The sequence below is a fragment of the Kitasatospora sp. NPDC004614 genome (genome assembly GCF_042873675.1).
GTDB lineage: Bacteria > Actinomycetota > Actinomycetes > Streptomycetales > Streptomycetaceae > Kitasatospora.
In genome coordinates this window covers 15,883-41,318 of record NZ_JBIALR010000012.1, presented here as the reverse complement: position 1 = coordinate 41,318, position 25,436 = coordinate 15,883, and the positions used below count along the sequence as shown (strand labels likewise).

Genomic DNA, 25,436 nt, shown 5'->3' with positions numbered 1-25,436 from the left:
TCACATCTCCTGGAAACGGGCGAGGCGGGTGAACAGCGGGTCGGTGCCGAGCAGTTCGCGGTAGGTGCCCTCGGCGGACACCCGGCCCCCGTCCAGCACGTAGATCCGGTCGGCGGTGCGGATGGTGCTCAGTCGGTGGGCGATCACCAGGCGGGTGCGGTCGAGTCCGGCGACGGCGTCGGCGACCCGCTGCTGGGTGGTGTTGTCGAGGGCCGAGGTGGCCTCGTCGAGCAGCAGCACGGCGGGGTCGCGGACCAGGGCGCGGGCCAGCAGCAGGCGCTGCACCTGGCCGCCGGAGAAGCCCTGCGCGTCCTCGCCGACGCGGGTGCCCAGGCCCATCGGCAGGGCCCGCAACTCCTCGGCGATGCCCGCCAGTTCGGCGGCCTGCCAGATCCGGTCCTGGTCGATGTCGGGGTCGGCGCCGGCCAGGTTGTCCAGCAGCGAGCCGCGCAGCATCCGGCCGTGCTGGAGCACCGAGCCGAGCTGCTGGCGCACCAACCGGGCGTCCAGCGTGGCGAGTTCGCGGCCGTCGTAGCGGACCGCCCCGGACTCGGGCTGCTCGAAGCCGAGCAGCAGCCGGATCAGGGTGGACTTGCCCGCCCCGGACGGGCCGACCACGGCGACGAACTCGCCCGGCTCGGCCCGCAGCGACACCCCGTCGAGGGCCGGCGCGGCATGGCCCGGGTAGCGGAACGTGACGTCGTCCAGGGCGAGTTGCCCCTTCAGGCGGCCCGGGTCGGCGAGCCGGCCGGACCGGTCGGCGGCCGCGCCGGCCGGCTCGGCGAGGATCGGCCGCAGCCGCTCCAGCACCGGGGCGATGCCGTACGCGCTGGTCGCCGCGTGGGTGACCTGGCCGAGCGCCAGCGCGACCTGGCCGATCGCCACACCCGACGCCATCAGGTGCCCGGCCGTGGCGCCCGGGCCGAACGTCGCCCCCGCCAGCAGCACGGCCAGCAGCAGGGGCTGCAGGGCGGTGGTCAGCGCGCCGGCCACCGCGTCGAAACGCATCGCGGCGGCGTCGGCGCGCTTCTGCCCGGCGAACGGGGCCGCCCAGCGAGCGAACGCCTGGATCTCACGGCCCGCGGTCTGGATCTTGTCGATGCCCAACAGCAGCCTGTACAGCACCCCTTGGAGCTGCCCGTGGGCCGCGAACACCTGCGCCTCGTGCTCCTGGCGGTGACGGCCGAGCAGCAGCAGCCCGGCCGTCACCGCCAGCACGGCGAGCAGCAGCAGCCCGCCGAGCCGCCAGTCCACCAGCAGCAGCACCGTCAGGCCGGTGACGGCGAACACCGCGCCCAGCACGGCGCCCACCAGCCCCTCCGAGAGCACCTGCCGGGCCTGCGCCACCGCGTTCGCCCGGTGCACCAGATCACCCGTGGTGAAGTCGCGGAAGAACCGCGCGTCCTGGGCCAGCAGCCGGTCCCAGACGGCGGGTTCGAGCGCGTTCTGCACCCGGCTGGTGAGCCGGACGGCCGCGGTGTTGCGGACCAGCGTGAGCAGCCAGGACGCCACCACCGCGGAGCCCAGCAGCACGGCCAGCCAGCGCACCGGGTGCCGATCGGCCAGCAGCAGGCCGGGCAGCAGCACTCCGGTGGACAGCGGGACGAGCAGGCCGAGCAGCGCCGACACCAGTCCCGCCACGCCCAGCACCGCCACGTCCCGGCGGGCACCGGGCACGGCGAGCACGAAGCGCAGCAGGACTGCCGGGGTCGGGCGCCCCGGTGGCAGCGGCGGGTACAGCAGCAGCGCCTGGCGGCTCAACTCCGGACGCCTCTTGGGGCGTTCGGAGGCCGGGTCGAGACGGCGGTGCCGTCCGGCCCGGGGAATCAGGGCGATCGGCCGGCCGTCCTCGGCGGCGAACGCCACCATCGGACCGGCCGTGCCGCGTTCGTCCCCGCCGTCCAGCGTGACGGGACGCCAGCGCACCCCGGCCCGGCGCAGCAGCGCGGTGACCGGATCGGCGGCGTCCCGCACGACGGCGGGGATCTCCTCGGGAACGTCCACCCCCAGCGCCCGCAGCACGTCCCGCGCCTGGTCCGCGCGGTGGCGCGGCGCGAACGACGAACTCTCGCCGCGGCGCGGGACGGTGTGCGGACGGGTGGTGGCGGCGGTTCCCAGTGCGGCCAACGCGTCCGCGAGTGCGGTCCGGTTGGCGGCCGCGGTGGCGTCGGCCCGGGTCGCCGGGTCGCGCTCGGTGTCCGCCGCGGCGGTCTGTGTCCCGCCCCGGGGGGCGGCGGTGGCGGTGCTCATGCCTGCTCCTCCGTTCGGGCGGGGCGGTTCTCGGTGGTGTCGGTGGTCTCGGCGGTGTCGTCCGCTTCGGCCTCGCGCAGCAACTCCCGGTACGGGCCGTCCTGTTCGGCGAGTTCTGCGGGCGGCCCCTGCTGGACGATGCGGCCCCCGGCGAGCACCACGACGCGGTCGGCGGCCTGGATGGTGCTGATCCGGTGGGCCAGCAGCAGGCAGCCGACGCCGCGCCGGCGCAGGTGCTCGTTGACGGCTGCCTCGGTGTGCGCGTCGAGTGCGCTGGTCGCCTCGTCGAGCACCACCAGGGCCGGGTCGAGGGCCAACGCGCGGGCCAGTTCCAGGCGTTGGCGTTCGCCGCCGGACCAGTTGCGGGCGTCCTCGTCGATCGGGGCGTCCAGTCCGCCGCGGCGGCGGACCAGGTCGGCGGCCTCGGCGTCGGCGAGGGCCCGGTGCAGGGCGTCCTCGTCGGCGGCCGGGTCCCAGAGCGTCAGGTTCTCCCGGACGGTGCCTTCGAAGAGCCTCAACTGCTGTTCCACGTAGGCGATCTGGCCGGTGACGATGCCCCGGTGCCACTCGTCGCGGGGGCGCCCGTCGAGCAGCACCGCGCCCTTCCAGGGGCGCAGTACGCCCGCCGCCAGCCGGGCCAGCGTGGACTTGCCGCTGCCGGAGGCGCCGACCACGGCGACCCACTCGCCGGGGGTGATCCGCAGCGAGATGCCGGAGAGTGCGGGCGGCCGGTTCGGGTCGTAGCCGAACTCCAGGTCGCGCAGCTCGAGTTCGCCGCGCAGCCGGACGGGTTCGGCGGGGCTGTCGAGCACCGGCGCGAGGTACGGGTCGACCTCGCTGGTCGAGATGTCCTCCAGCAGTGCGTTCTGCGCCCTGGCGATGGTGAACTCGGCTCCGGTGCCGACCAGTTGGGAGACCGGCAGGAGGAAGCCGTTGAGCAGCAGCAGGAACGCCAGCAGGGTGCCGAAGGAGAGCGAGCCGGCCAGCAGCAGCACCGTGCCGGCGACGAGTGTGACGGCGGCGGCGGCCGAGTTGAGCGCGCCGGGCAGCGAGAGCGGCACCAGGACGGCGTCGGAGACCCGCTGGCCGGTGTGCGCGGCGCGGGCCTGCCAGCCCGCCCAGGAGCGGAACAGCGCGTCCTCGGCACCCTCCGCCTTGACCGTCTCGATCGCCGACACCCCGGCGAACGCCACCCCGTCGCGCTTGTGGTTCTCGCCGTGCAGCCGGTGGATCAGGCCGCCGCGCCGCCGGTCGGCGGAGCGCAGCGCGAGGGTGTCCAGCACCGCGACGGCGACCGGGATCGCGGCGAGTTTCGGGGCCAGCCAGACCAGTGCCGTCAGGTGCACGGCGGCGGAGGCCAGCGAGGACGCGGCGCCGGCGAGCCGGTAGGACAGCAGGTTCGCCAGGCCGTCGTTGAGCTGCACCCGGGTGACCAGTCCGCCGAGCTGCCGCCGGTGGAAGAACGCGCCGGGCAGCCGCAGCATCCGCCACAGGAAGGCGGCGGACGAGCTCGCGGCCATCGCCTCCAGCACCCGGTTGACCATCGCCGAGCGCAGCCAGTTCCCGGCCAGCACCAGCCCCGCGACGGACAGGCCGGCCGCGGTCAGCGGCACCGCCCAGCCGTCCGCGCCGCCGTTGACCACGGCGGCCAGGTAGGTACGCAGCAGGAACGCGCCGCCCACGCCCGGCACCGTCGTCACCATGCCGACCAGCACCGCGACCAGCAGCGGCCAGGCGTACGGCCGCATGCGGGCGGCGAGGGCGCGCAGCAGCGGGAAGCGGCGTCCGCCGGGTTCGAAGTCCGGGCCGGGCTCGAAGCCGACGGCGATACCCGCGAAGGTGGCCCAGAACTCCGCCGGGGTGGCCGAGTAGGAGCCCAGCGACGGGTCGTTGACGTACACCCGGCCGCGCTTGATGCCCTCGAACACCGCGTAGTGCGGGCCGGTCATCAGCACCATCGACGGCACCGGCACCGCGCCGAGCCCCGCCAGCCGGTCGTCCCCGCGCACCACCCGGTGCCCCCGGGTCGTCAGCCCGTACCGTCCGGCGGCGCGCGCCACCGACGCCGCGCTCACCCCGTCCCGGCTGACCCCGCAGGCGCGCGACGCCTCGTGCAGCGTCACCCGTCGCCCGAACGCGCCCAGCACCACTGCCAGGCACGCGGGGCCGCAGTCCTGTTCCTCCATCTGCGGCACCACGGGCGTGCGAATGTGCTTGCGCCGCTTGGCGGTTGACGTCCGACCGGGCTTCGGTGCGGGCGCGGGGCCGCTGGTGGTCTCGCGTTCGGCCGCCGCGGGCGGCTCCACGGTCCTGACCGCGGTGGGCTTCATCGGGTGGCCTCCTTCCCGAACACGGCCTGGTACGGATGGCGGCTGCCGAGGTCGACCCGGACGTCCACGGCCAGCGGGCCGGCCAGCGGGACGTCCTGGGGCAGGCGGGCGTACGCCACCCAGACGGGGGCGGAGCCGGTGGGCAGGCCGGGGACGGCGACGGGCAGGGTGCCGTCGAGGGTGTCGGCGCGGACGGGCAGCGGGTCGATCCGGTCGACGACCGCCTGCACCGCTCCCCCGCCGGGCACCGGCACCAGGACGGGCCGGCCGGGGGTGAGCTTCGCGGCGTCCTTCGGGTTGTCGAACAGCAGCCGGACGGTGGCCGGCGCGTCGGCCGGATCCAGGGCCAGCACCGGTGCGCCGGTGGCGAGTTGGGCGCCGGGCGCGGCGAGCAGGGCGCTGACCGTGCCGGCGGCGGGGGCCGTCAGTTCGGTGGTGCCGTCCGGGCCGGCCAGCCGCGCCAGCGCCTGTCCGGCCGTCACCGGCTGGCCCGGGCGGACCAGGAACGCGGCCACGCTGCCGTCGTGCGGCGCGGAGACCCGCACCGGCGCGGTGCCGTGCGCGAGGACGGCGTGCACCGTCATGGCGTTCGGCAGGCTGCCCCACACCGCCCAGCCCGCGCCCGCGCCGACGGCCAGCGCCAGCGCGATGCCGGCCAGCCGGAGCCGCGCGCCGACCAGCCGCACCGGCTGGTCGAGTCCGGGTTCCAGCACGGCGGCGGCCCGCGCGGCGGCGACGGCGGCCTGCGAGCGCTCGGTGGCCGCGGTGTCCTGGGGTTCCGTTGCGGTGCTCATGCCGCCACCCCCAGCGCGGGCTCGCGCAGCGGGCACTCGACCGGCAGTTCGCGGATGCCGCCGAAGGCGAACTGTTCGTGGCGGCGGGCGGTGGCGTCGGTCAGCGGGGTGCTCAACTCCCTTGCCAGGTCGGCCTCGGCGAGTCCACGCAGAACGGCCGCGCCGGCGATCAGGGAGAGCGGGGCGCCGAGGCAGTGGTGCGGTCCGTGGCCGAACGCGAGGTGCTGGCGCTCGGCGCGGTCGGGGTCGAAGCGGTCGGGGTCGGTGAAGCGCCGCGGGTCGCGGTTGGCGGCGGCGTACAGCAGCACGGCGACCCGGCCGGCCGGGATCACGCTGCCGCCGAGGGCGATCTCGCGGGTCAGCGCCCGGGCGCTGGCCCGGACGGGGCTGCCGAGGCGCTGAGCCTCGTCAAACACGGCGGCGGCGAAGGCGGGTTCGGTGCGGACGCGCTCCGCCAGGCCGGGGGTGCGGATCAACTCCCAGGCGGCGACGGCCAGTCCGGCGGTGAGCGTCTCCAGGCCGTTGGCCAGCAGCATCACCACGAAGGCGAGCAGTTCCTCGGTGTCGATCCTGCCCTGGTCGCGGGCGACGGTCAGCCGGGAGATCAGGTCGTCCCCGGGCCTGGCGGCCCGCTCGGCGCACAACTCCTCGACGTAGGCGCGGAACTCGGCGAACTCGGCGTCCAGCTCGGCGGCCCCCGGCCCGGCCCCGAACGGGTCGAGGAAGGAGCGGGTGATCAGCGCGGCCCAGCCGGTGATCCGGTCGTGCTCGGCGTCGGGGATGTCCAGGATGGCGCAGGAGACCGCCACCGGCAGCGGCACGGCGAGGTCGGCGACCAGGTCGAAGGAGCCGGCGTCGATCAGCGGGGCGAGCAGCCGGGCGGCGGTGGTCTCGATCCGCTCGCGGATCTGCTCCAGCCGGCGGTGGCTGAACGCGGCGGTGGCGAGCCGCTTGAGCCGGGTGTGGTCGGCGCCGTCGCGCATCGGCAGCATCCGGTCGATCACCTTGATCAGCGCGGTGTTACCCGCCCGGGGCAGTCCGACGCTGGTCGGGTCGACGTTGGTGCCGGGGTTCATCAGGACGGCGAGGATCTCCTGGTGCCCGGAGACCACGTACGCCGGGCCGAGGTCCAGGACGGGCGCCTCGGCCAGCAGCCTGCGGTAGAGCGCGGGTGGGTCCTGCTGAGCGGCGGGCTCCTGGATGAACCGCATCAGCTCGTGCCGGAGGCTGTCCATGCCCGGCTCTCCTTCAATCCGACGGTGGGGCAACGGGGTTGGGCCGGGTGGGTGCGGGGGTGGGCCGCCGGGGCGGACCACCCCCGCACAGATCCCGAATTACTCGGACTCGAGCACCACCGAGCTGAAGCAGGACACCGGGCAGGCCATGCACATCAGCGAGGAGGCCGCGCCGCCGCTGACCGTGTCCAGCTCCTCGACCTCGATGTCGAACTGCTCGTCCTTCTCGATCTCGTTCTGCGCCATGGGAATCTCCCTCTGTTTCGCGGCGCCGGCCCGCTTCTCGGGTCGGTCGCCTCGGTTTTCTTTTGCCGCCTTTCGCTTTCCCTGTTTCGCTTTTCTCCGGTTCCGCTCTCGGCGATGTCTCAACTATGGCCGGGCCGCGAAAGCCTGTGCAGTAGGAGATGTCAGATTCCCGGGAGCGCAAATGTCACCGCCCTGGATGACATTTTGCACATACTCCGACCTGCGACGATGCGCTACTTGCAGATAACCGCGCGCACCCGTCACGCTGCAGTCATGACACCTCTTTCCGAGAATTCCCCGGCCGTGGAGGTAGTGGATCTGTGGCGCAGCTACGGCGAATACCAGGCGGTGCGCGGCATTTCCTTCACCATCGCCCGCGGTGAGCTGTTCGCTCTGCTCGGCACCAACGGCGCGGGCAAGACCACCACCCTGGAGGTGCTGGAGGGCTACCACCCGCCGACCTCCGGGACCGTCCGGGTGTTCGGCCTGGACCCGTTCACGGCGGGCGCCCGGGTGCGCCGGCGGACCGGCACGATGCTCCAGGAGGGCGGGTTCTTCCAGGAGTTGACGGTCAAGGAGACCGTCGACTGCTGGCGCACCTTCACCAGCCGGGCCCGGCCCACCGCCGAGGTACTGGCCCGGGTGGCGCTGGAGCCGAAGGCCGGCACCCGGGTCGGCCAGCTGTCCGGCGGCGAGCGCCGCCGGCTGGACCTGGCGCTGGCGGTGCTGAACGACCCCGAGCTGCTGTTCCTGGACGAGCCCACCACCGGCATGGACCCGGAGGCCCGCCGCACCACCTGGCAGCTGGTCGAGGAACTACGGGCGGCCGGCACCACCGTGGTGCTGACCACCCACTACCTGGAGGAGGCCCAGCAGTTGGCCGACCGGGTGGCCATCATGGACGGCGGCGTGATCGCCGCCGCGGGCACCGTCGACGAGGTGCTGTCCGGCCGCGGCGACCTGATCACGCTGCCGCTGCCGCCCGGCCGCCCGCTCGCCGCGCTCCCCGAACTGCTCGGCTCCGCACCGTCGTTGACGGACGGACGGGCGGTGTACCGGGTGCCCCGCTCGGCGCCCGCGCTGGCCGCGCTGCACGCCTGGTCGGCCGCCCAGGGCATCGAGCTCGACGGCCTGGAGGTGCGCTCCAGCTCGCTGGAGGACGTCTTCCTCGCCATGGCCGACCACCACCGCGCCGACCACCACCACCACGCCAGCCAGCGCCACGCCGCCGGCCAGCACCACGCCGCCCACCACCACGCCGTCGCCGAGGGAGCGTCCCGATGAGCTGGTTCGCGTACGCCAAGGGTCAGTTCGGCCTGTCCTGGAAGGTGTTCTGGCGCAACCGGCGCTCCACCTTCATCGGGTTCCTGCTGCCGGTGCTGCTCAACCTGCTGATCGCGGCGCCGCTGCGCGGCAAGTGGATCGGCGGGGTGAACGCCGCCGGGTACGTGGCGGTCGGGCTGCTCGGGCTGGCGCTGGTCACCTCGTTCGTCAACCTGCTGAGCAGCGTGGTGGCGCGCCGCGAGGAGCTGGTGCTCAAGCGGCTGCGCGGCACCGAGTGCCCGCCAAGTGCCGTCCTCGCCGGGCAGTTGGGCGCGGGCGCGGTGGTGGTGCTGATCCAGGCGCTGGTGCTGGGGGGCGTCGCGGTGGGCTGGTTCGGTGCGCCACTGCCGGCCGATCCGGCGCTGCTGCTGCTCACCCTGCTCGGCGGCTACCTGCTGTTCTCGGTGCTGGCAGTGGCGCTCTCCGGGCTGACCCCGACCACCGAGACGGCGCCGCTGGTGGCCACCCCCGTGCTGGTGCTGTGCATGTTCGGGGCGGGCGTGTTCACCCCGATCTCCGCGCTGCCCGACTGGCTGCACGGCCCGGCGGGCGCGCTGCCGCTGTCGCCGGTGGTCCGCGGGCTGCGCACCGCCTGGTTCGGCCGCGAGTTCGGCGCGGAGAGCTGGTCCGGCGGCCCGCTGCGCGAACTGGACCTGCTGCACGGCTGGACGTCCGCCGCCCCGTCGCTGCTGCTGCTGGCCGCCTGGCTGGCCGCGTCGTTCGCACTCTCCCGCCGCCTGCTGCGCTGGGAGCCCCGCCGCGGCTGACCCCGCCCCTCCCCGACCCGACCGGCCCGACCAACCGACCGACCCGCCCCGCCGCGAACTGCCCGGCCCGCCCCGCCGCGAACTGCCCGCCGCCGTACGGGAGTTCCGGACGCGGCGGGCCGTCGGCATACCCGCGCGACCGCGGGCCGGTGGCCGGTGGCCGGACCACACCTGCCCCCGACCCGCGCACAAGGGCCCACCCCGGGCCCTGCCCTGCGCCGCCCTGCCCCCGGTGTGCGCCCCCTACCGCGCGCCGCCGGGAAACGGTGGCCGGAGCACCTCCTCAGCCCCGGGCCCCTCGGCAGACAGTGGAGGCGCCGGGAGGCCGGGTCCCCCGCCCGACTCCCGGCGGACCTTCATCATCACGATGCCGAGGAGTGATGGGACGTGTATGCAACGCGGCGGGGATCCCCCCGCCACAGACCTTGGGCACTGTCGGCCGACCACATCATCGGCGGCGAGTCGCTGCGGATCTGGGAGCGCCCCGGCGCCCCCGACGACGCCCCGCACGTGGTGCTGGCGCACGGTTTCGAGGAGAACTGGGACACCTGGCTGCGGCTCGCCGCGCTGATCCCGCCGGGCCTGCGACTCAGCGCGCTGGACCTGCCCTGGCGGGCCGGTTCCAGCTACGCGTGGACCGAGCACGGCAGTTCCGCGGTCTGGCTGGAGCGGGCGCTGGAGCTGCTGGAGGAGCCGGCCACCGCGCTGGTGGCGCACTCGTTCGGCGCCAGTTCGCTGCTGGAGCTGCTGGCCCGGGACGTCCCGGCGGTGAAGGCGCCGGCGGTGCTGGTCGCGCCGGTCTACCGGCCGCACGACCGCGCGGTGGACCCGGAGTACTTCACCGAGGCGGTGACCCGTTTCCGCCGGGTGCTGACCGAGGGCATGTCGGTGCAGCTGGGCCCGCGGGCGCAGCGGCTGGACGCAGAGCTGCTGGAGCTGATGCAGCGCAGGATCCGGGACCGGGTCGAGCCGCACGGCTTCCTGCAGTTCTACGCGATGCTCGCCCGCATCCCCGGCCTCACGCTGGACCGGATCACCGTGCCGGTGCAGTTGATCAGCGGCACCAAGGACATGTCGGCGCCCCCCGCCGCGGTCCGTGAACTCCGGTCCCGGATCAGTGATCTGACGGTTCATCAGAGCAATCGGCTGAGCCACTTCTGCCAGGTCGAGCAGGCCGAGGAGGTCGCCGCCGAGGTGCTGACCTTCCTGGGCTGTCTCGGCATCGGCTTCGAGGGCGACCGGCTCACCGACCCCACCACCGAACGGATCCGCATCGAGGAGGCGATCAGCGCATGACACTCGCGACCGAGCAGAAGTACGACGTGGTGATCAGCGGCGCCAGCGTCGCCGGCTGTGCGGCGGCGGTGCTGCTGGCCCGGCAGGGCGCCCGGGTGGCGCTGCTGGAACGGCGTTCCGACATGTCGGCGTACAAGGTGCTCTGCACCCACTACCTGCAGCCCAACGCCTTCCCGGTGCTGGAGCGGCTGGGCCTGATCGAGACCCTGAAGTCGGCCGGTGCGATACGCAACGAGGCGCGCTGGTGGACCCGTTGGGGCTGGATCCACCCGAGCCCGGGCCCGGACGGCAAGGAGCTGCCGTACGCGTACAACATGCGCCGGCAGACCCTGGACCCGCTGATCCGCAGGGCGGCGGCGGACACCCCGGGCGTGGACCTGCTGCTGGGCCACACCGTGGTCGGCGTGCTGGACGAGGGCGGCCGGACCGCGGGCGTCCGGGTCAGCGACGGCAAGCGGGAGTTCGAGCTGCGGGCCCGGCTGGTGGTCGGCGCGGACGGCAAGGACTCGGCGACCGCGCGGCTGGCCGGGATCCCGGTGAAGACCGTGGAGAACCAGCGGTTCAGCTACTTCGCGCACTTCGAGAACCTGGAGCTGGCCGGCGGCATCACCCAGTGCTGGTTCCTGGAGCCGGACGTGGCGTACGCGATGCCGAACGACGACGGCGTGACGGTCGTCGCGGTGATCCCGGACCGGAAGAAGCTGCCGGAGTTCAAGAAGGACCTGGAGGGCGCCTACCTGGACTTCGTCCGGAACCTGCCGGACGCCCCCGACGTGGACCGGGCCACCCGCATCTCGAAGATCATCGGCACCGTCAACTACCCGCTGCTCAGCCGCCGTCCGGCGTCGCCGGGCCTGGCGCTGATCGGTGACGCGGCGATGGCCAGCGACCCGCTGTGGGGCGTCGGCTGCGGCTGGGCGCTGGAGTCGGCGTCCTGGCTTGCCGACGCGGTCGGCCCGGTGCTGGCCGCCGGCGGCGACGTGGACCGGGCCGTCGCGGCGTACGGCAAGCGGCACCGCAAGCAGCTCGGCGGTCACCGGCACCTGATCTCGGACTACGCGAGCGGCCGGGCGTTCAACCCGTTCGAGCGGCTGATGTTCGCGGGCGCGGCCCGGGACGCGGTGACCGCCCGGCACATGCACCTGTTCGCGTCCCGGCTGATCGGCCCGCTGAAGTTCCTGTCCGTCCCGGCGATGTTCCGCGCCCTGCTGGTCAACCTGCGGCACCTGGGCGAGAAGCCCCCCGCCCCGGCGAGCCGCCGGCCGGACCCGGCCCGGCTCACCCCGACGGCCTGACGGCCCCGCCCACCCCGAACCCACCGCCACGAACCCGGAAGAGGACACCGTCATGAGCACGCCCACCACCACCCTGACCGACGCCCAGGCCGAGCTGATCCGCGAGATCGTCCTCGACGTCCTGGAGCTGGAGCCCGAGGAACTGACCCTCTCCAGCCACTTCGTGGACGACCACGGCGCCGACTCGCTGCTCGCCATCGAGATCCTCGCCCGGATCGAGCGCGACCTCGGCGTGGCCATCCCGCAGGACGACCTGGTCGAGCTGACCAGCCTGGAGAACGTCTACGTGATCGTCGCCCGTCACCAGGTCGGCGGCGGCGATGCCTGAGCAGACCACCCGCAAGCAGCCCATCCGCGAGCAGCCCACCCGCGAGCAGCCCACCCGCAACCGCCCCGACCACCAGCGGGTCGTGGTCACCGGGCTCGGCGCGGTCAGCAGCGCCGGCCTGGGCGTCACCGCCTTCACCGAGTCGGTCCGGGCCGGACGCCGCACCACCTCGGAGATCCGCAGCTTCGACACCACCGGCTTCCCGCACGTCCACGCCGGTGAGGTGCACGACTTCGACCCGAAGCAGTGGCTGCGCCGGATCGACCCCGAAGTCTGGGGCCGCAGCGGCCAGTTCGCCGCCTCGGCGGCCCGGATGGCGGTCGAGGACGCCGGATTGACCGCCGAGCAGCTCGCCGCCGCGCGGGCCGGCTCGGTGATCGGCACCACCAGCGGCGAGTCCGCGGTGATCGAGCAGCTGGTCGGCGAGTGGGTGTCCGGCGAGTTGAAGTCGCTCACCCCGGGCACCGTCGCCGCCGCCCCGGCCCAGCGGATCGCCGCCGCCGTCAACACCGAACTCGGCCTGACCGGCGAGGCGTTGACCCTGGCGACGGCCTGCTCGGCCAGCAACTACGCGCTCGGCTACGCCTTCGACCAGGTCTCCTCGGGCGAGGCCGACTACATGATCGCGGGCGGCGCCGACTCGGTGAACCGCTGGGCGCACGCCGGTTTCTACCGGCTCGGCGCGCTCGCCGAGGAGGTGTCCCGGCCGTTCGACGCGGACCGGGCCGGCATCCTCACCGCCGAGGGCGGCGTCGCGCTGCTGCTGGAGCGCTACGACCACGCGGTGGCCCGCGGCGCCCGGATCTACGCCGAGATGCTCGGCTACAGCGTCAACTGCGACGCCGAGCACATGGTGCACCCGGACCCGATCAGCATCGCCGCCTGCATCCGGGCCGCGCAGCGCAGCGCGGGCGTCTCCCCCGAGGAGGTCGACTACGTCTGCGCCCACGGCACCGGCACCCGCACCAACGACTCCACCGAGGTGGCCGCCGTCCGCGAGGTGTTCGGCGACCGGCTGCCGCCGATCAGCTCCCTGAAGTCGATGATCGGCCACACCATGGGCGCGGCCAGCGGCTTCGGCGCGCTGATCTGCTGCATGGCGGTGCACGAGGGCTTCCTGCCGCCGACCGCGAACCTGCGGCAGGTGGACCCGGCCCTCGGCCCCGGCGTCGACCCCGTCCCGAACACCGCCCGGCCGGCCTCGCCGCGGATCGTCCAGAACCACGGCTTCGCCTTCGGCGGCAACAACGCCATCACCGTCTTCGGGAGGGTCGCATGACCACGGCAACGGCTGTCGCCGTCGAACCGCTGGCGATCACCGCGGCCGGCGTGGTCACCCCCGCCGGGCTCGGCCTGGACGCGCTCGGCGCGGCCCTGGCGGGCGCCCCGGTGGCGGGCGGCGACCCGGCGGACGTGACCGCCGAGACGCTGCCGCCGCGGCCGGTCCGGGTGGCGCCGGAACTGCCGGTCGCCGAACTCCTCGGCAAGAAGGGCAACCGCCAGCTCGACCGCACCACCAAGCTGGCGCTGATCGCCACCCGGCTCGCCCTGGACGTCGCCGCGGCGGGCACCCCGGAGTCCGGCCCGGTCACCACCGCCCGCAGCGGCGTGGTGCTCGGCACCAGCACCGGTTCGATCCGCAGCTCCAGCGAGTACTCGCGGGAGACGCTCGAACTGGAGAAGCCCTACCTGGTGAACCCGGGCCTGTTCCCGAACACGGTGATGAACTGCGCCGCCGGGCAGGTCGCCATCCGGCACGGCCTGCACGGGGTGAACGCCACCCTGGCCGGCGGGCACCTGTCGGGCCTGCAGGCCGTCAAGTACGCCCGCAACGCGCTGCGCCAGGGCCACGCGGACCGGCTGCTGGTCGGCGGCGTCGAGGAGTTCTGCGCGCAGAGCGCCTGGGGCTGGCACCGCTCCGGGGCCCTCGCCCCGGGCGCCGCGGTCGGCGAGGCGGCGGCCCTGCTGCTGCTCGAACCGGCGGACGCCGCACGGGAGTCCGGCCGCCGGACGCTGGCCCAGGCACTGGCCTGCGAGGTCGGCTTCGGCGGGACGGACGTGGCCTCCGGCGGCCTGTCGGCGGCCCTCGCCCGGGTGGTCGGGGCGGCCCTGGAGCGCAGCGGCGTCACCCCGGCCGAGGTCGGCGCGCTCTCGCTGGGCGCGAGCGGCCAGAGCGGCCTGGAGCGGATCGAGGAACGGGCCGTGGCCCGCGTCCTCGGCGCCCTGCCGGAGCGGGTGCTGCGGGCCAAGCGGGTGCTGGGCGAGAGCTTCAGCGCCGGCGGCGCGGTGCAGATCGCCGCGGTGCTCGCGGTCTGGGAGCGCGAGCAGGCCCCGGCGGGCAGCGTCGCGCTGGTCACCTCGCTGTCCCCCGACGGCCAGGTCGGCTGCCTGGTGCTGCGGCGCTGACCGTACGGCCCGGGGCCGCCGCCGCCGCACCCCGGCAGGCGACGGCGGCCCCGGGGTGCCGCCGATGACTTCTTCTCCCCAACTCACCGGAACAGGAGGCGAGACCCATGTCCGTCGGACAGCCCACCGTGACCGCCGACCTCGGTACGGCCGAGCTCGTGCGCGACTGCCTGGCCGGCGCGCAGCCGGCCTGGCGGGCGCTGGTCGAGCGGTACTCCGCGCTGGTCTGGAAGATCGCCCGTTCGCACCGCCTGTCCTCGGCGGACTGCGAGGAGGTCTACCAGCTCACCTGGCTGAGGGTGTACCAGCACCTGGCGAACCTGCGCGAACCCCACCGGTTCCCCGACTGGCTGACCACCTGCGCCCGCCGCGAGAGCCTCAAGCAGGTCTCCCGGACCGGCCGCTACCTGCCGATCGGCGACAGCACCGAGTTCGAACGCGGCGCCGCCGCCGCGGACCAGTCCGAAGCGCCGGACCACGCGCTGCTCCTCGACGAACGCCGCACCGAGGTGCTGACCGCGCTGCGCCGGCTCCCGGCCCGCGACCAGGCCCTGCTGACCCTGCTGAGCGCCGACCCGGCGCCGGGGTACGACGAGATCAGCCGGGTGCTGGGCGTGGCCCGGGGCTCGGTCGGCCCGCTGCGCGGCCGGGCGCTGCGCCGCCTCGCCGAGGAGCTTGAGGCCGCCCGCGGGGCGGAACGCCGCTGAGCCGTCAGTCCGCCTCGGCCGGGGCGACCGGCGGGGGCCAGGAGGCCACCAGGTCGACCAGGGCGGCCGGGGGTTCGTCCGCCAGCGCCTCGCGCACCAGGATCGCCAGGATCTCGTCGTCCACGGGAAAACCGCCTCCTCTGCCAGAACGGGCCGGTCACGGCGCGGATCTCCTCCGCACCGTAACCGGCCCTGGTCGTTGTGCACAGTGGTCACGCCAGGGCCCGCAGCAGTGGCAGCACCCGGCTGCGGACCCGGGGGGCCGCTCCCGGGAACGCCACCGCCGCCACGAAGCCGGTCGGAACGTTCAGGTCGAGCAGGTGCCAGCCGTCCTCGCCCTCGGAGCGGGCGCCGGGCCGGCCGGGCCGGGCGCCGAGCCCGACCCGGACGCCGTCGACGCCGTGCGCGATGCCCACGCCGATGCCCTTCAGGTACGCCTCCTTGCGCACCCAGCAGCGCAGGAACGCCGCGGCCCGTTCGTGGGCGGGCAGGGCGGCGAGGTCGTGCTGTTCGAGCGGGTGGAGGTAGCCGGCCAGCCGTTCCTCGGTGCCGGGCCGGACGGGCGCGGTCTCCAGGTCCACGCCGACCGGTCGGCGGGCGAAGGCGTACAGCACGCCGTCCGCCGAGTGCGACATCGAGAAGTGCAGGGTGCCGTCCTCCGCGTAGGGCTTGCCGTGCGCGCCGCCGCAGCGGCCGCAGGCGGCGCGGTGCAGGGCCACCGCGTCGGGTTCGCGGTCCAGGTAGCGGGCCAGCAGGACGCGCAGTCCGGCGTGCGCGGAGACGAACCGGTGCCGGCGTTCGGCCTGTTTGAGCCGGGCGGCGCGGGCCAGTTGCTGCCGGTCGAGCAGGTCGAGCGCCCAGGCCTCGGTGCGGCGCCCGGCGTCCCCGTCCGGCCGGGACGGGACGGCCATCCACCAGACGTCGACGCCGTCCCACTGCTGCGGTTGGGGGCGGGGGTCGGGTCTCACAGCGCGACGCCGCCGTCCACCTGGAACACCTGGCCGGTGATGTACCCGGCGCGTTCGGAGACCAGGAAGGCGGTGAGTTCGGCGACCTCCTGGGCGCTGCCGAAACGCTTCATCGGGACGATGGACAGCGCCTGCGCGCGGGCCCGGTCGGAGAGCGCGTCGGTCATGTCGGTCTCGATGAAGCCGGGCGCCACCACGTTGACCCGGATCCCGTAGCGGGCCATCTCCTTGGCGAAGGTGCGGCTCAGGCCGTGCACGCCGGCCTTGGAGGCGGCGTAGTTGGCCTGGGTGGCGTGGCCGTAGACGCCGGCCACCGAGGAGATGTTGACGACCGTGCCGGTGCGGCGCTTGAGCATGTGGAAGCCCACCGCGCGGCAGAAGTTGAAGGTGCCGGTCAGGTTGGTGTCGATCACCGCGTGCCAGTCGGCCAGCGGCATCATCACCAGGGCGTTGTCCTTGACGATGCCGGCCGAGTTGATCAGGGCGTGGACCGGCCCGAGTTCCTCCTCGGCGCGTTTCACGAAGGTGTCGACGGCCTGGTAGTCGGCGACGTCGAGGGCGGCCGGCAGGCACCGCACGCCGTGCGCGCGGATCAGTTCGGCGGTTTCCTCGGCCTCGGCGGACTCCCGGCGGCCGCAGAACGCGATGTGGTAGCCCTCCGCGGCCAGTTGGAGTGCGACGGCCCGGCCTATGCCGCGGCTGCCACCGGTGACGATCGCGGTCCGGGGTGCCGACTCGGTCATGGGTCTTCTCTCCTTGTTCGCTGTGGTCCCGACACCTGTACAGAGCCTCCGGACCGGCCCCTGGATACCTGTCCCAACAGGCTTGCCGGGCCGCTCTGTTCGGAAGAGACGAATCGAGGGAGGGACCGATGGAGCGACTGTGGGAACGCTGGGTCGACCTGTGGAACGGCGACTTCGCCGCCGCCGCCGACCTGGTGGGCGAGCGGCTGGAGGCCCGGCTGCCGCGGGTCGGGATGCCCGAGGAGGGCACGCTCACCGACGGCGCGGCGCTGGCGGCGTGGATCGTGGACTTCCGCTCGGCCTTCCGGGACGCCCGGTTCAGCACCGAACTGGGCCCGTTCGCCGTCTCCGGCCCGGACGGCCACCGCTACCTGGTGGCCCGCTGGCGCTGCGAGGGCGTCTGGGACGGCGGCACGGCGCTGGGCGCGCGGGCCGCGCCCGGCACGCGGGTGGCGTACAGCGGCACGGACGTGCTGCGGATCGGGCCGGACGGCCGGTTCGACGGGTACTGGCTGTCCGACGACCAGTTGGGCGTGTTCAGCCGGCTGGAGGCCCCGGTGCCGGCCTGGACCTGACCGCACAGCGCAGGGCCCCACGGAAGACTCCGTGGGGCCCTGCGCGTCGCCGGTGCCCGGTTCAGGGCCAGAGCTCCAGCGCGCGGCGGCGCACCGGCTCGGTGAAGTTGTCCTTGAACGCGGTGGAGCGCGGCCGCTTCTCCGGCTCCCAGGGCAGCAGGCAGTCGTAGGCGGTCTTCGGTCCGCTGCCGGACAGGATCTCCTCCTGGCTGTAGAAGATGTGCAGCGGTGTCACCCGCTCGTCCTCCAGGCGCAGTTCGCCACGCCCGGGGTGGCAGCGGGTGGCGAAGCCCCAGAGCAGGTCGCGCAGGTCGGTCGGGTCGATGTCGTCGTCGAGCACCAGGACCCGGCTGAGCCAGAACCCGACCTTGGCCCTGAGGCCGACCCGGGCGAGGGCGCGGGTCAGCATCCGGGTGGTGGTGAAGGCGCCGGCGGAGCGTTCGCGCCAGTCCCGCGGGACGGTGATGGCGAGCAGGTTGACGGCGGATTCGGGGACCATCCAGGCGGCGGTGACGGGCAGCCCGGCCTCCCGCAGGTTGGTCAGGGCGACGGCGGAGTAGGTCAGTCCGACGCCGGTGTGGTCCTCCTCGACGGGCTTGCCGGCCGAGACCACCGGCAGGACCGGGTCGTCCCGGTGGGTGATGGCGCTGATCCGGAAGACGTTGCGCTGCCGGGGCTGCCCGGAGACGTAGCCGAGGAATTCGCCCATCGGCCCCTCCGGCACGGTCTCGTCGATGGACACGTGGCCCTCGATGACGATCTCCGCACTGGCCGGGACCTCCAGGTCGACGGTCTTGCAGCGGACCGTCTCCAGCGCCTCGCCGAAGAAGGCGCCGAGGTAGCCGGCCTCGTCCACGCCGGACGGCAGGCCCATGCCGCAGACGAACGGGACGGCCGGCTCGCAGCCCTGGACCAGCGCGTACGGCATCGGTTCGCCGCGCTCCTGCCAGAGCTTGAAGATCTTGCCGAGGTCCTGCGGCGGGTTGATCATGCCGGCCATGGTGCGGCCGTCGACCTTCATGATCCGGGCGATCGACCAGTTGGTCCAGGTGCCGTCGGGGGTGCGCACCACGATCGCGCCCCAGGTGTTGATGTAGCGTCCGCCGTCGCCGTCGTGGATCAGCGGCACCGGGAAGGCGTCCAGGGTGGCGTCCTCGCCGAGCAGCACGTTCTGCTGGCAGGGCGCGTCCTCGACGATCACCGGGGCGATCGGGGTGAGCTGCTGGGCGCCGGCCAACTCCTCGACGATCTCGAGCGGGTGGCTGTCGACGGGCAGGCCGAGGGAGAGCGCGGCGCGGGCCCAGCGGGCGCCGGGCAGGGAGCTGAGCGCGCCGGGGTTGCCGAGCACCCGGAAGCCGGGGGCGTGTCCGGTGACGGCGGTGAACAGCGGTGCCGGGTCGTTGCGTTCGACGGCGCGCCGGATGACGGCACCGATCTCCAGCTCGGTGTCGACGGGTTCGGCGACCTCGCGGAGGTCGCCGAGTTCGGCGAGCGCGTCCAGGTACTCGCGCAGGCTCTTCAGGTGCTTCCGGGTCACCGGGTCACGCTCGCTTCCCACTCCGCCGGGCAGGCGGTCTCGATGGTCTGGTGCCGGGCGTTGCGGGGGAACTCGCCCCAGCGCGGGAATCCGGACGTGTCCAGGCCGAACAGGTCCAGCACCCGTCCGACGGTCTGGTCGACCACGTCGTCCAGGCTGTCGGGCCGGGTGTAGAAGGCGGGCACGGGGGGCGCGATGATGCCGCCGTTCTCGGTGACGGTGGCCATGTTGCGCAGGTGGGTGAGGGTCAGCGGGGTCTCCCGGACCATCAGCACCAGCCGGCGGCGCTCCTTGAGCGTGACGTCGGCGGCCCGGGCCAGCAGGGTGTCGCAGGAGCCGGTGGCGATCTGCGCGAGCGACTTCACCGAGCAGGGCGCGACCACCATTCCGGCGGTGCGGAAGGAGCCGCTGGAGACGGCCGCGCCGACGTCCTCGGGGCCGTAGTGGACGTCCGCGAGGGCCTGCACCTCCTTGACGGTCAGCTCGGTCTCGTAGGAGAGGGTGAGTCTGGCCGCCCGGGACATCACCAGGTGGCTCTCCACGCCGAGGACCCGCAGCGCCTGCAGCATCCGGATGCCGTAGACCACTCCGGTGGCGCCGCTGATCCCGACCACGACGCGTTCCGGGGCGGGGGTCCGACTCATGACTTCTCCTCAGCTGAAGGCAGTGGAACAGGACGTGCGCCGCCCCCGCCCGGTCCGAGGGGGGAGGACCGGGCGGGGCGGCGCGCGGGCGGCCGGTGGGACGGCCGTTCCGGGGCCCGGGTGGGGGTCCGGGCCAGGATCCGGGTGGGGGTCCGGAAGGGGCGGAGGAAGGGGCGGGGGCGGGGCCGGAGTGGGGGCCGGCCCCGGGGCGGAGGCGGCTCAGCGCTCCGGGCGCTGGACGATCGAGGTGGTCCAGGTGAACCCGCCGCCGGCGCTGCACATGATGGCGAACTCGCCCGGGGCCAGCAGGTCCTGGGAGATCAGGTCGGCCAGGTTGGCGGGCAGGTCGCCGGCGCCCATGTGGCCGGTCTTCGTGCCCAGGTTGATCTGCTGGGCCTTCACGGTGCTGAGCGCCGGGCCGTACATCATCTCCTGGAGCCCGGGGCCGACCCGGGAGATGGTGATGTACTTGATCCGCGGGTCGTCGTGCTCCAGGCCGGCCTCCGCGAGGCCCCGGTCGAGGGAAATCTGGGTGTGCCGCCGGGCGGCGTCCGGGAAGTGGTTCTCGCCCATGCGGTCGTTGAACTCGCCGCGCTGCGCGTTGGTCGGCCAGGTCTTGGAGTGCTGCATCGGGTACTGGCTGAACGGGTTGTCGCCGCGCTCCATGCTCTCCATCTCGTGCGCGGTGGAGTGGGTGAGCGCCAGCAGGTGCAGCGCGTCGTCCGGGCGGGCCTCGCGGCCGAGCAGGACGGCGGTGCCGCCGTCGCCGTAGCCGATGCAGGGGTGCTGCGCCCAGCGGTCCCAGACCGGCGCGAAGAAGCGCTCGCCGGTGGTGGTCATGGCGGACTCGAGGTCCGGGTCGGCGATCAGGTGGGCGGCGGCCAGGTGCAGGGCGGCGGCCCCGCCGTTGCACAGCTGCTCGATGCCGAACGGGAAGGCCCGGTCGGATATGCCCACCCCGTTGGCGACGAAGTGGCCGTAGGACCACTTCTCGTGGCCCTGGTGGAACACTCTGGCGTGGGCCAGGAAGCCGATCTTCGCCGGGTCCCAGTCGGCCGCCGCGAGGGCCTTGCGGCCGGCCAGCACGGCCATCTCGGGGCCGGCCAGGTCGGCGCTGACGGGCACCTCGGTGATGCCCATGGCCTCGCCGCGTTCGGCGTCGCAGAGGCCCGCCGCGATCCGCTCCTCGATCGTCTCGACGGTCTCCGGGAGCCAGGTGGCGGCCGACTTGATGCCGATCTTGTTGGTGAACCTCATGGTGTGCGACTCCTTGCGGGTGCGGTGGCGGTGGTGCCCTCTACACCCGTACAGATCCGCGCCCGGCCGCCCGGATACAGCACGTCGCCCACCCGTTCGACCCGTTCGTACGGAGTCCGGAACGTGCCGGAGCCGCCGCGCCCGGGCGGGGCGCGGCGGCTCTGCGGAGGTGGCGGGAGCGGTCGGTTCAGCCCTTGGCCGCGGCGGTCTCCTTGGGCAAGGCGGCCAGCAGCAGGGCGACCAGGGCCGCGGCCCCGGCGAGCGCCGCGGTGACGACCCAGCCGTGCTGGAACGCCTTGACCGTCTCGGCGACGCCGTGCGGGGTGCCGAAGGCCGCGATGAACACCGACACACCGACGGTCAGGCCGATCTGCCGGACCATCATGTTGACGGCCGATCCGGTCGCGTAGGACGGCGCCGGCAGGTCCCGGGTGACCACGCCGACCAGCGCGGTGATCACCAGGATGGTGCCGACCGGGGCGAGCACCGCGCCGGGCAGCAGCATCGACCAGTACGAGGCGTCGGCCGCGGCCAGCGCCGCCCACCAGGCGAGCGCGCCGGTCAGCAGCACGCAGCCGGTGGTGATCACCGCGGTGACGCCGAAGCGCTTGACCAGCTTGCCCACCGAGAAGGCCAGCGGCGGCATCAGGAAGGTGCCGGGGGCCAGCGCCAGGCCGGTCTTCAGGGCGGAGTAGCCCCAGACCGTCTCGGCCCACAGCATGAAGGAGAACAGCATCGCGGCGAACGCGATGTTGAAGGTCAGCGCCAGCACGTTGGCGATGCTGAACGAGCGGAGCTTCAGCAGGCCGAGCGGCAGCACCGGGTGCGCGTGGCGGGCGGAGCGGACGAAGAAGGCGGCGAAGGACGCCACCGCGACGGCGATCGCGCCGACGAAGTTCACCGAACCCCAGCCCCACTCGGGGGCCTTGACCAGGCCGAGGGCCAGCGAGGCGATGCCGAGGATCAGGAAGACCGCGCCGAACAGGTCCGGCACCGGGCCGGTGGCGGGCTCCTGGTTGGCGGGCAGCACGCGGCGGCCGACGAGCAGCGCGGCGATGCCGAACGGCAGGTTCACCAGGAAGATCCAGCGCCAGTCCAGGTTCACCAGCGAGCCGCCGAGGATGGGGGCGATGGCCGCGGCGATGCCGCCGACGGCGGTCCAGGCGCGGATCGCGCCGCCGCGCTTCTCCGCCGGGTAGGCGGCCAGCAGCAGGCCGAGCGCGGTGGGCACCATGGCCGCGGCGCCGGCCGCCTGCAGGACGCGGGCGGCGACCAGCTCCGGCACGTTCTGGGCGATCGCGCACAGCGCGGAGGCGACGGTGAACAGGCCGAGGCCGATCAGGAAGCCGCCCTTGCGGCTGGAGCGGTCGGAGAGCCGTCCGGCCGGCACCAGCAGGGCGGCGAAGACGATGGTGTAGGCGTTCAGCGTCCAGGACAGGCCGGCCACGGTGGAGCCGCGGAACTCGTGTTCCAGGGCCGGGAAGGCCACGTTGACGATCATCATGTCGAGCTGGGTCATCACGAACCCGGCGCACAGCACCAGGAAGGTGAGCATCCGGCGGCGGGCCACCGACCGGTCTTCGGGCGGCGCGACGGGCGCCGCCACCTTTGTCGTGGGGAGTTCCTCCACCGACTGGGCCATGAGCGTGGATCCTCTCGGGAGCGTGGGTTCGGGATCAGCCGTTGAGGGCGCCGACAGCGCCGACGGTGGCGAACGTGCGGTTTCCGGTGACCGACCAGACTTCGGTGATCAGGCCGTCGCGGAAGGCCAGTTGGTCGATGCCGCTGTTGGCGACGGGCTTGCCGCCCGGGCCGCGGTAGGCGCTGTACCAGCGGCTGACCACCTGGTGGGTGCCGGGGCCGCCCGGGGAGGCCAGTTCGACCACGGGGGTGCCCTCGACGAAGTAGCGCAGGTCGGTGTGGGAGTCGCGGAACAGCTTGACGAAGCCCTTGATGTCCTCGGGGGTGCCGAAGGCGTCGCTGTCGACGGTGGGCAGCGCGTTGCCGAACCGGACGCGCAGGGCGGGGGCGAGGATGCGGTCGGCGATCGTCAGGTCGCCGTTCCACATCCCGGTCCACTGCCGGAACAGTTCGATGCCGCTCTCGCGGGTGTCGGCGCTCACGCGGCGCTCCGTTCCTGAACAGCCGGCCCGGCGCCCTCGGTGGTCTCGGCGCCCTGCGTCCAGGCCTCGGTGATCACGCCGTCGGCGACCCGCAGGATGTCCACGCCGACCCAGCGGATCGGGCGGCCGGCGACGTCGCGGGGCCAGCCGGTCAGGCCCTTGCAGATCGCGGTGCCGTACCAGCGGACGACCAGCAGGTCGCCGTCGACCACCGGGCCGACGTCGGTGCGGTAGGTCAGCTCGCCGAACTTTCCGGCGAAGCCGCGGACCCAGTTCTCCATGGCGGCCGGGTCGGTGATGTCCGCGGGGTCGATGGTCGCGCCGACGGTCGGCAGGTGGAGCCGGTACGTCGGGGCGATGATCGTGCGCGCGTGGGACGGGTCCTCGTTCCACATGCGCAGCCAGCCGTTCCAGATCCGCTCGGCCTCTTGCCGCGTCAGCGGGACGGTTCCCGTCGTCGCCTCGTCCAGCACGGACATCGCTTGTCCTCCTGTGTCGCCCGTCCGGTGGCCGGGGGTGCTGCTCCCCCGGGCTCACCAGGACAGAGCGGGGTGCCGGGGCCGCGGATACACCTGACGCGGGGAAAGTTCCGGACGGTCAGCGGGCGGGGCGTTCGACGACCATGCAGGACCAGGTGAAGCCGCCGCCGCCGGCGAAGCAGAGCGCCAGCTCGCCGGGTGCCAGCAGCTCCAGCCGGTCCAGGTCGGCGAGGTTGGCGAGGGCGTCGCCGCCGCCGAGGTGGCCGGTGCGCGCGCCGAGGTGGACGAGTTCGGCGTCGAGCAGTTCGGTCATCACCGGCCGGTAGAGCAGGTCGATGGTCTTGGGGCCGAGGCGGGAGAGCAGCACGGCGCGGATCCGCGGGTCGCGGGCGGCGAGTCCGGCGTCCTCCAGTGCGCCGGTCAGGGCTTCGCGGACCTTCGGCGGGGCGGCCTTGCGGAGCAGTTCCATGCCGCCGGCGGCGAGGAACTCCTTCTTGGTGCGGCGGGCGTCGATCGGGGCGCGGTGGGTGAGCGGGGCGGGCGAGAACGCGTCCTCGCCGCGGTACATCGACTCGAGTTCGGGGGCGGCGACGACCCGGCTGGCGACCAGCCGCAGTCCGGGGCCGCCGCGGCCGAGCACGACGGCGGTGCCGGCGTCCCCGAAGACCGCGTCGTAGTCGCTGCGCCAGCGGTCGAAGCCGGGCCGGGTGAAGCGGTCCCCGGTGGTGACCAGTGCGGTGTTCAGCGCCGGGTCGGCCTCCAGCAGTCCGGCGGCGGTGTGCAGGGCCATCGCCCCGGCGTGGCACATCTGCTGGACGCCGAACGGGACGGCCTGCCCGGCGCCCAGCCGGTCGGCGACGTAGTGCGCGGGGGACCAGAAGTCGTGGCCCTGGTGGTAGATCCAGCCGTGCACCAGCAGGTCCAGCCGTCCGGCCGGCAGCCCGGCCGCCGCCAGGGCCGATTGACCGGCACGGACGGCGAGTTCGGGGCCGGACGCGTCCGCGGAGACCGGTACTTCGACCGCCCCGGAGGCCTCGGCGACGGCGGCGTCCACCTCGCCGGCCAGCACCGCGTCGGCGGCGCTCCGGCGGGGCGGCAGCCAGGTCCGCGCGGCGCGGACGGTCAGCTCGGTGAAACGCATCGGGTCTCCTCGGCTCGGACGGCGTGGGCTCGTCCTGACAGAGCCCCGCCCGGCCGCGCCGGGTACGGTCCGCCGCTGTATCCGCCGCCGCCCGGATCCGCTCTGTCCTCACCGACCGCCGACCGCCCGGCCGGCGGACGCCGAACGGGAGGCCCTGATGACTGACCTGGCACTCGACCCGCGTTCCGAGCCGGCGGAGGCGAGCCGCGCCGTCCTCTGGTCGCGCTGGATGGACCTGTGGAACGGCGACCGGGAGATCGGCCGGCGGATCCTCGCGCCGGAGCTGACGCTCCACCTGCCCGAGGTCGGCATGCCGCCCGCCGCGAGCATCCGCACCCCGGAGGACTTCGTGAACTGGATCGCGCTGTTCCGCGGTTCGTTCCGGGAGGACGCCCGGATCCGCACCACCCTCGGCCCGTTCTCCTGCGGCGATTACCTGATGGCCCGCTGGGAGTACCGCGGCGTCTGGACCGGCGGCCGCCCGGCCACCGCCACCGCACCCCCCGGCACCGGGATAACGCTGCGCGGCGCGGACATCGTGCGCCTCGACGCGCAGGGCCGGATCGCCGAGTACTGGCTCTCCGACGACCTGCTGGACATGTACGCCCAGCTCGGCGCCGAGACGCCGCGGAAAGGCTGAGCGGTGACGCCCGCGGCGGACCACCCGGCCTTCCGGATCGTCCGCGGCAACCCCGGGCCGGAGGAACTCGCCGTCCTGACCGCCGTCCTGGCCGCCCTGGCCGCCCGTCCCCCGGCCGCCTCGCGCTTCGCCCACGGCAGCCACCGCCCCCGGGCGCGCTGGCTGCGCCCGGAGCGGCTGGTCTCCTACCGAAACCCCGTCAGCTGGCGGTGACCGACCGGTCGTACGGGCTCCGCTGTCACGGAGCCCGCACGACCGGACGGCGGGGTTCCGGCGGCCCGGCCCCAATTGACCGATCCCATACGACCCTTCGACCTGACATTGACGCGGACCACGAGTTTTCCGGGCACGA

The 25,436-nt window shown here is 74.1% G+C and carries 25 protein-coding genes; 11 read left to right on the top strand and 14 right to left on the bottom strand.

Annotated elements, in window-relative coordinates:
• The 5 genes from ACFYST_RS23505 to ACFYST_RS23485 form a co-directional block, all read right to left on the bottom strand.
• The gene (locus ACFYST_RS23505) at positions 1-2,250 is read right to left on the bottom strand and encodes an ATP-binding cassette domain-containing protein (protein ID WP_387865193.1); all 2,250 of its coding nucleotides are present in this window, start codon (positions 2,248-2,250) and stop codon (positions 1-3) included.
• Positions 2,247-4,580 (bottom strand): ATP-binding cassette domain-containing protein, encoded by a 2,334-nt coding sequence (locus ACFYST_RS23500; protein WP_387865191.1) that lies wholly within the window; start codon positions 4,578-4,580, stop codon positions 2,247-2,249. The genes ACFYST_RS23505 and ACFYST_RS23500 overlap by 4 nt, the downstream gene beginning before the upstream one ends.
• Positions 4,577-5,374 (bottom strand): HlyD family efflux transporter periplasmic adaptor subunit, encoded by a 798-nt coding sequence (locus tag ACFYST_RS23495; protein WP_387865189.1) that lies wholly within the window; start codon positions 5,372-5,374, stop codon positions 4,577-4,579. Before ACFYST_RS23495 ends, ACFYST_RS23500 begins: the two co-directional genes overlap by 4 nt.
• On the bottom strand, positions 5,371-6,609 hold the full coding sequence (locus ACFYST_RS23490; protein ID WP_387865186.1) for a cytochrome P450: 1,239 nt from the start codon (positions 6,607-6,609) through the stop codon (positions 5,371-5,373). Before ACFYST_RS23490 ends, ACFYST_RS23495 begins: the two co-directional genes overlap by 4 nt.
• A 99-nt stretch (positions 6,610-6,708) precedes the next feature.
• Positions 6,709-6,855: a hypothetical protein gene (locus tag ACFYST_RS23485; RefSeq protein ID WP_387638279.1), complete on the bottom strand. Its 147-nt coding sequence runs from the start codon at positions 6,853-6,855 to the stop codon at positions 6,709-6,711.
• A 273-nt stretch (positions 6,856-7,128) separates the two neighbouring features.
• Between ACFYST_RS23485 and ACFYST_RS23480 the strand changes: the two genes are divergently transcribed.
• The 8 genes from ACFYST_RS23480 (at position 7,129) to ACFYST_RS23445 (ending at position 14,977) form a co-directional block, all read left to right on the top strand.
• Complete coding sequence (locus ACFYST_RS23480) at positions 7,129-8,139, top strand: ABC transporter ATP-binding protein (protein WP_387865184.1); 1,011 nt, start codon at positions 7,129-7,131, stop codon at positions 8,137-8,139.
• Complete coding sequence (locus ACFYST_RS23475) at positions 8,136-8,945, top strand: ABC transporter permease (RefSeq protein WP_387638284.1); 810 nt, start codon at positions 8,136-8,138, stop codon at positions 8,943-8,945. The genes ACFYST_RS23480 and ACFYST_RS23475 overlap by 4 nt, the downstream gene beginning before the upstream one ends.
• A 387-nt stretch (positions 8,946-9,332) precedes the next feature.
• Complete coding sequence (locus tag ACFYST_RS23470) at positions 9,333-10,241, top strand: alpha/beta fold hydrolase (RefSeq protein ID WP_387638286.1); 909 nt, start codon at positions 9,333-9,335, stop codon at positions 10,239-10,241.
• Positions 10,238-11,536: an FAD-dependent oxidoreductase gene (locus ACFYST_RS23465; protein ID WP_387638288.1), complete on the top strand. Its 1,299-nt coding sequence runs from the start codon at positions 10,238-10,240 to the stop codon at positions 11,534-11,536. Before ACFYST_RS23470 ends, ACFYST_RS23465 begins: the two co-directional genes overlap by 4 nt.
• 52 nt (positions 11,537-11,588) lie before the next feature.
• Positions 11,589-11,864, top strand: coding sequence for an acyl carrier protein (locus ACFYST_RS23460; RefSeq protein ID WP_387638291.1), 276 nt, complete (start codon positions 11,589-11,591; stop codon positions 11,862-11,864).
• Entirely contained in the window at positions 11,857-13,143 is a 1,287-nt protein-coding gene (locus ACFYST_RS23455) for a beta-ketoacyl-[acyl-carrier-protein] synthase family protein (protein WP_387865183.1), read from the top strand. The genes ACFYST_RS23460 and ACFYST_RS23455 overlap by 8 nt, the downstream gene beginning before the upstream one ends.
• A complete protein-coding gene (locus ACFYST_RS23450; protein ID WP_387865180.1) occupies positions 13,140-14,270 on the top strand; it encodes a beta-ketoacyl synthase N-terminal-like domain-containing protein in 1,131 nt (376 codons plus the stop codon). Before ACFYST_RS23455 ends, ACFYST_RS23450 begins: the two co-directional genes overlap by 4 nt.
• A 107-nt stretch (positions 14,271-14,377) precedes the next feature.
• Entirely contained in the window at positions 14,378-14,977 is a 600-nt protein-coding gene (locus tag ACFYST_RS23445) for an RNA polymerase sigma factor (RefSeq protein WP_387865178.1), read from the top strand.
• A gap of 212 nt (positions 14,978-15,189) precedes the next feature.
• Here the strand turns inward: ACFYST_RS23445 and ACFYST_RS23440 are convergent, their stop codons facing one another.
• Positions 15,190-15,945, bottom strand: coding sequence for a 4'-phosphopantetheinyl transferase family protein (locus ACFYST_RS23440; protein ID WP_387638301.1), 756 nt, complete (start codon positions 15,943-15,945; stop codon positions 15,190-15,192).
• On the bottom strand, positions 15,942-16,688 hold the full coding sequence (fabG, locus tag ACFYST_RS23435; RefSeq protein WP_387865175.1) for a 3-oxoacyl-[acyl-carrier-protein] reductase: 747 nt from the start codon (positions 16,686-16,688) through the stop codon (positions 15,942-15,944). Before fabG ends, ACFYST_RS23440 begins: the two co-directional genes overlap by 4 nt.
• 128 nt (positions 16,689-16,816) lie before the next feature.
• Between fabG and ACFYST_RS23430 the strand changes: the two genes are divergently transcribed.
• Positions 16,817-17,263 (top strand): nuclear transport factor 2 family protein, encoded by a 447-nt coding sequence (locus tag ACFYST_RS23430; RefSeq protein ID WP_387865173.1) that lies wholly within the window; start codon positions 16,817-16,819, stop codon positions 17,261-17,263.
• A 61-nt stretch (positions 17,264-17,324) separates the two neighbouring features.
• On the opposite strand, the gene ACFYST_RS23425 is transcribed toward ACFYST_RS23430, so the two are convergent.
• The 7 genes from ACFYST_RS23425 to ACFYST_RS23395 form a co-directional block, all read right to left on the bottom strand.
• Positions 17,325-18,800: a UbiD family decarboxylase gene (locus tag ACFYST_RS23425; protein ID WP_387865170.1), complete on the bottom strand. Its 1,476-nt coding sequence runs from the start codon at positions 18,798-18,800 to the stop codon at positions 17,325-17,327.
• A complete protein-coding gene (locus tag ACFYST_RS23420; RefSeq protein WP_387638310.1) occupies positions 18,797-19,444 on the bottom strand; it encodes a UbiX family flavin prenyltransferase in 648 nt (215 codons plus the stop codon). Before ACFYST_RS23420 ends, ACFYST_RS23425 begins: the two co-directional genes overlap by 4 nt.
• A gap of 219 nt (positions 19,445-19,663) precedes the next feature.
• Entirely contained in the window at positions 19,664-20,701 is a 1,038-nt protein-coding gene (locus ACFYST_RS23415) for a ketoacyl-ACP synthase III family protein (protein WP_387638313.1), read from the bottom strand.
• Between the two features lie 187 nt (positions 20,702-20,888).
• Positions 20,889-22,343 (bottom strand): MFS transporter, encoded by a 1,455-nt coding sequence (locus ACFYST_RS23410; protein WP_387638315.1) that lies wholly within the window; start codon positions 22,341-22,343, stop codon positions 20,889-20,891.
• Positions 22,344-22,377: 34 nt separating this feature from the next.
• Entirely contained in the window at positions 22,378-22,824 is a 447-nt protein-coding gene (locus ACFYST_RS23405) for a hypothetical protein (RefSeq protein WP_387865167.1), read from the bottom strand.
• The gene (locus tag ACFYST_RS23400) at positions 22,821-23,303 is read right to left on the bottom strand and encodes a nuclear transport factor 2 family protein (protein ID WP_387865165.1); all 483 of its coding nucleotides are present in this window, start codon (positions 23,301-23,303) and stop codon (positions 22,821-22,823) included. The genes ACFYST_RS23405 and ACFYST_RS23400 overlap by 4 nt, the downstream gene beginning before the upstream one ends.
• 118 nt (positions 23,304-23,421) lie before the next feature.
• Positions 23,422-24,444, bottom strand: a complete 1,023-nt coding sequence (locus ACFYST_RS23395; protein ID WP_387865163.1) for a ketoacyl-ACP synthase III family protein — start codon at positions 24,442-24,444, stop codon at positions 23,422-23,424.
• A gap of 157 nt (positions 24,445-24,601) precedes the next feature.
• On the opposite strand from ACFYST_RS23395, the gene ACFYST_RS23390 reads away from it, so the two are divergent.
• The gene (locus ACFYST_RS23390) at positions 24,602-25,084 is read left to right on the top strand and encodes an ester cyclase (protein WP_387865161.1); all 483 of its coding nucleotides are present in this window, start codon (positions 24,602-24,604) and stop codon (positions 25,082-25,084) included.
• A gap of 3 nt (positions 25,085-25,087) precedes the next feature.
• Positions 25,088-25,297, top strand: coding sequence for an acyl-CoA carboxylase epsilon subunit (locus ACFYST_RS23385; RefSeq protein WP_387865158.1), 210 nt, complete (start codon positions 25,088-25,090; stop codon positions 25,295-25,297).
• Positions 25,298-25,436 lie beyond the last annotated feature (139 nt).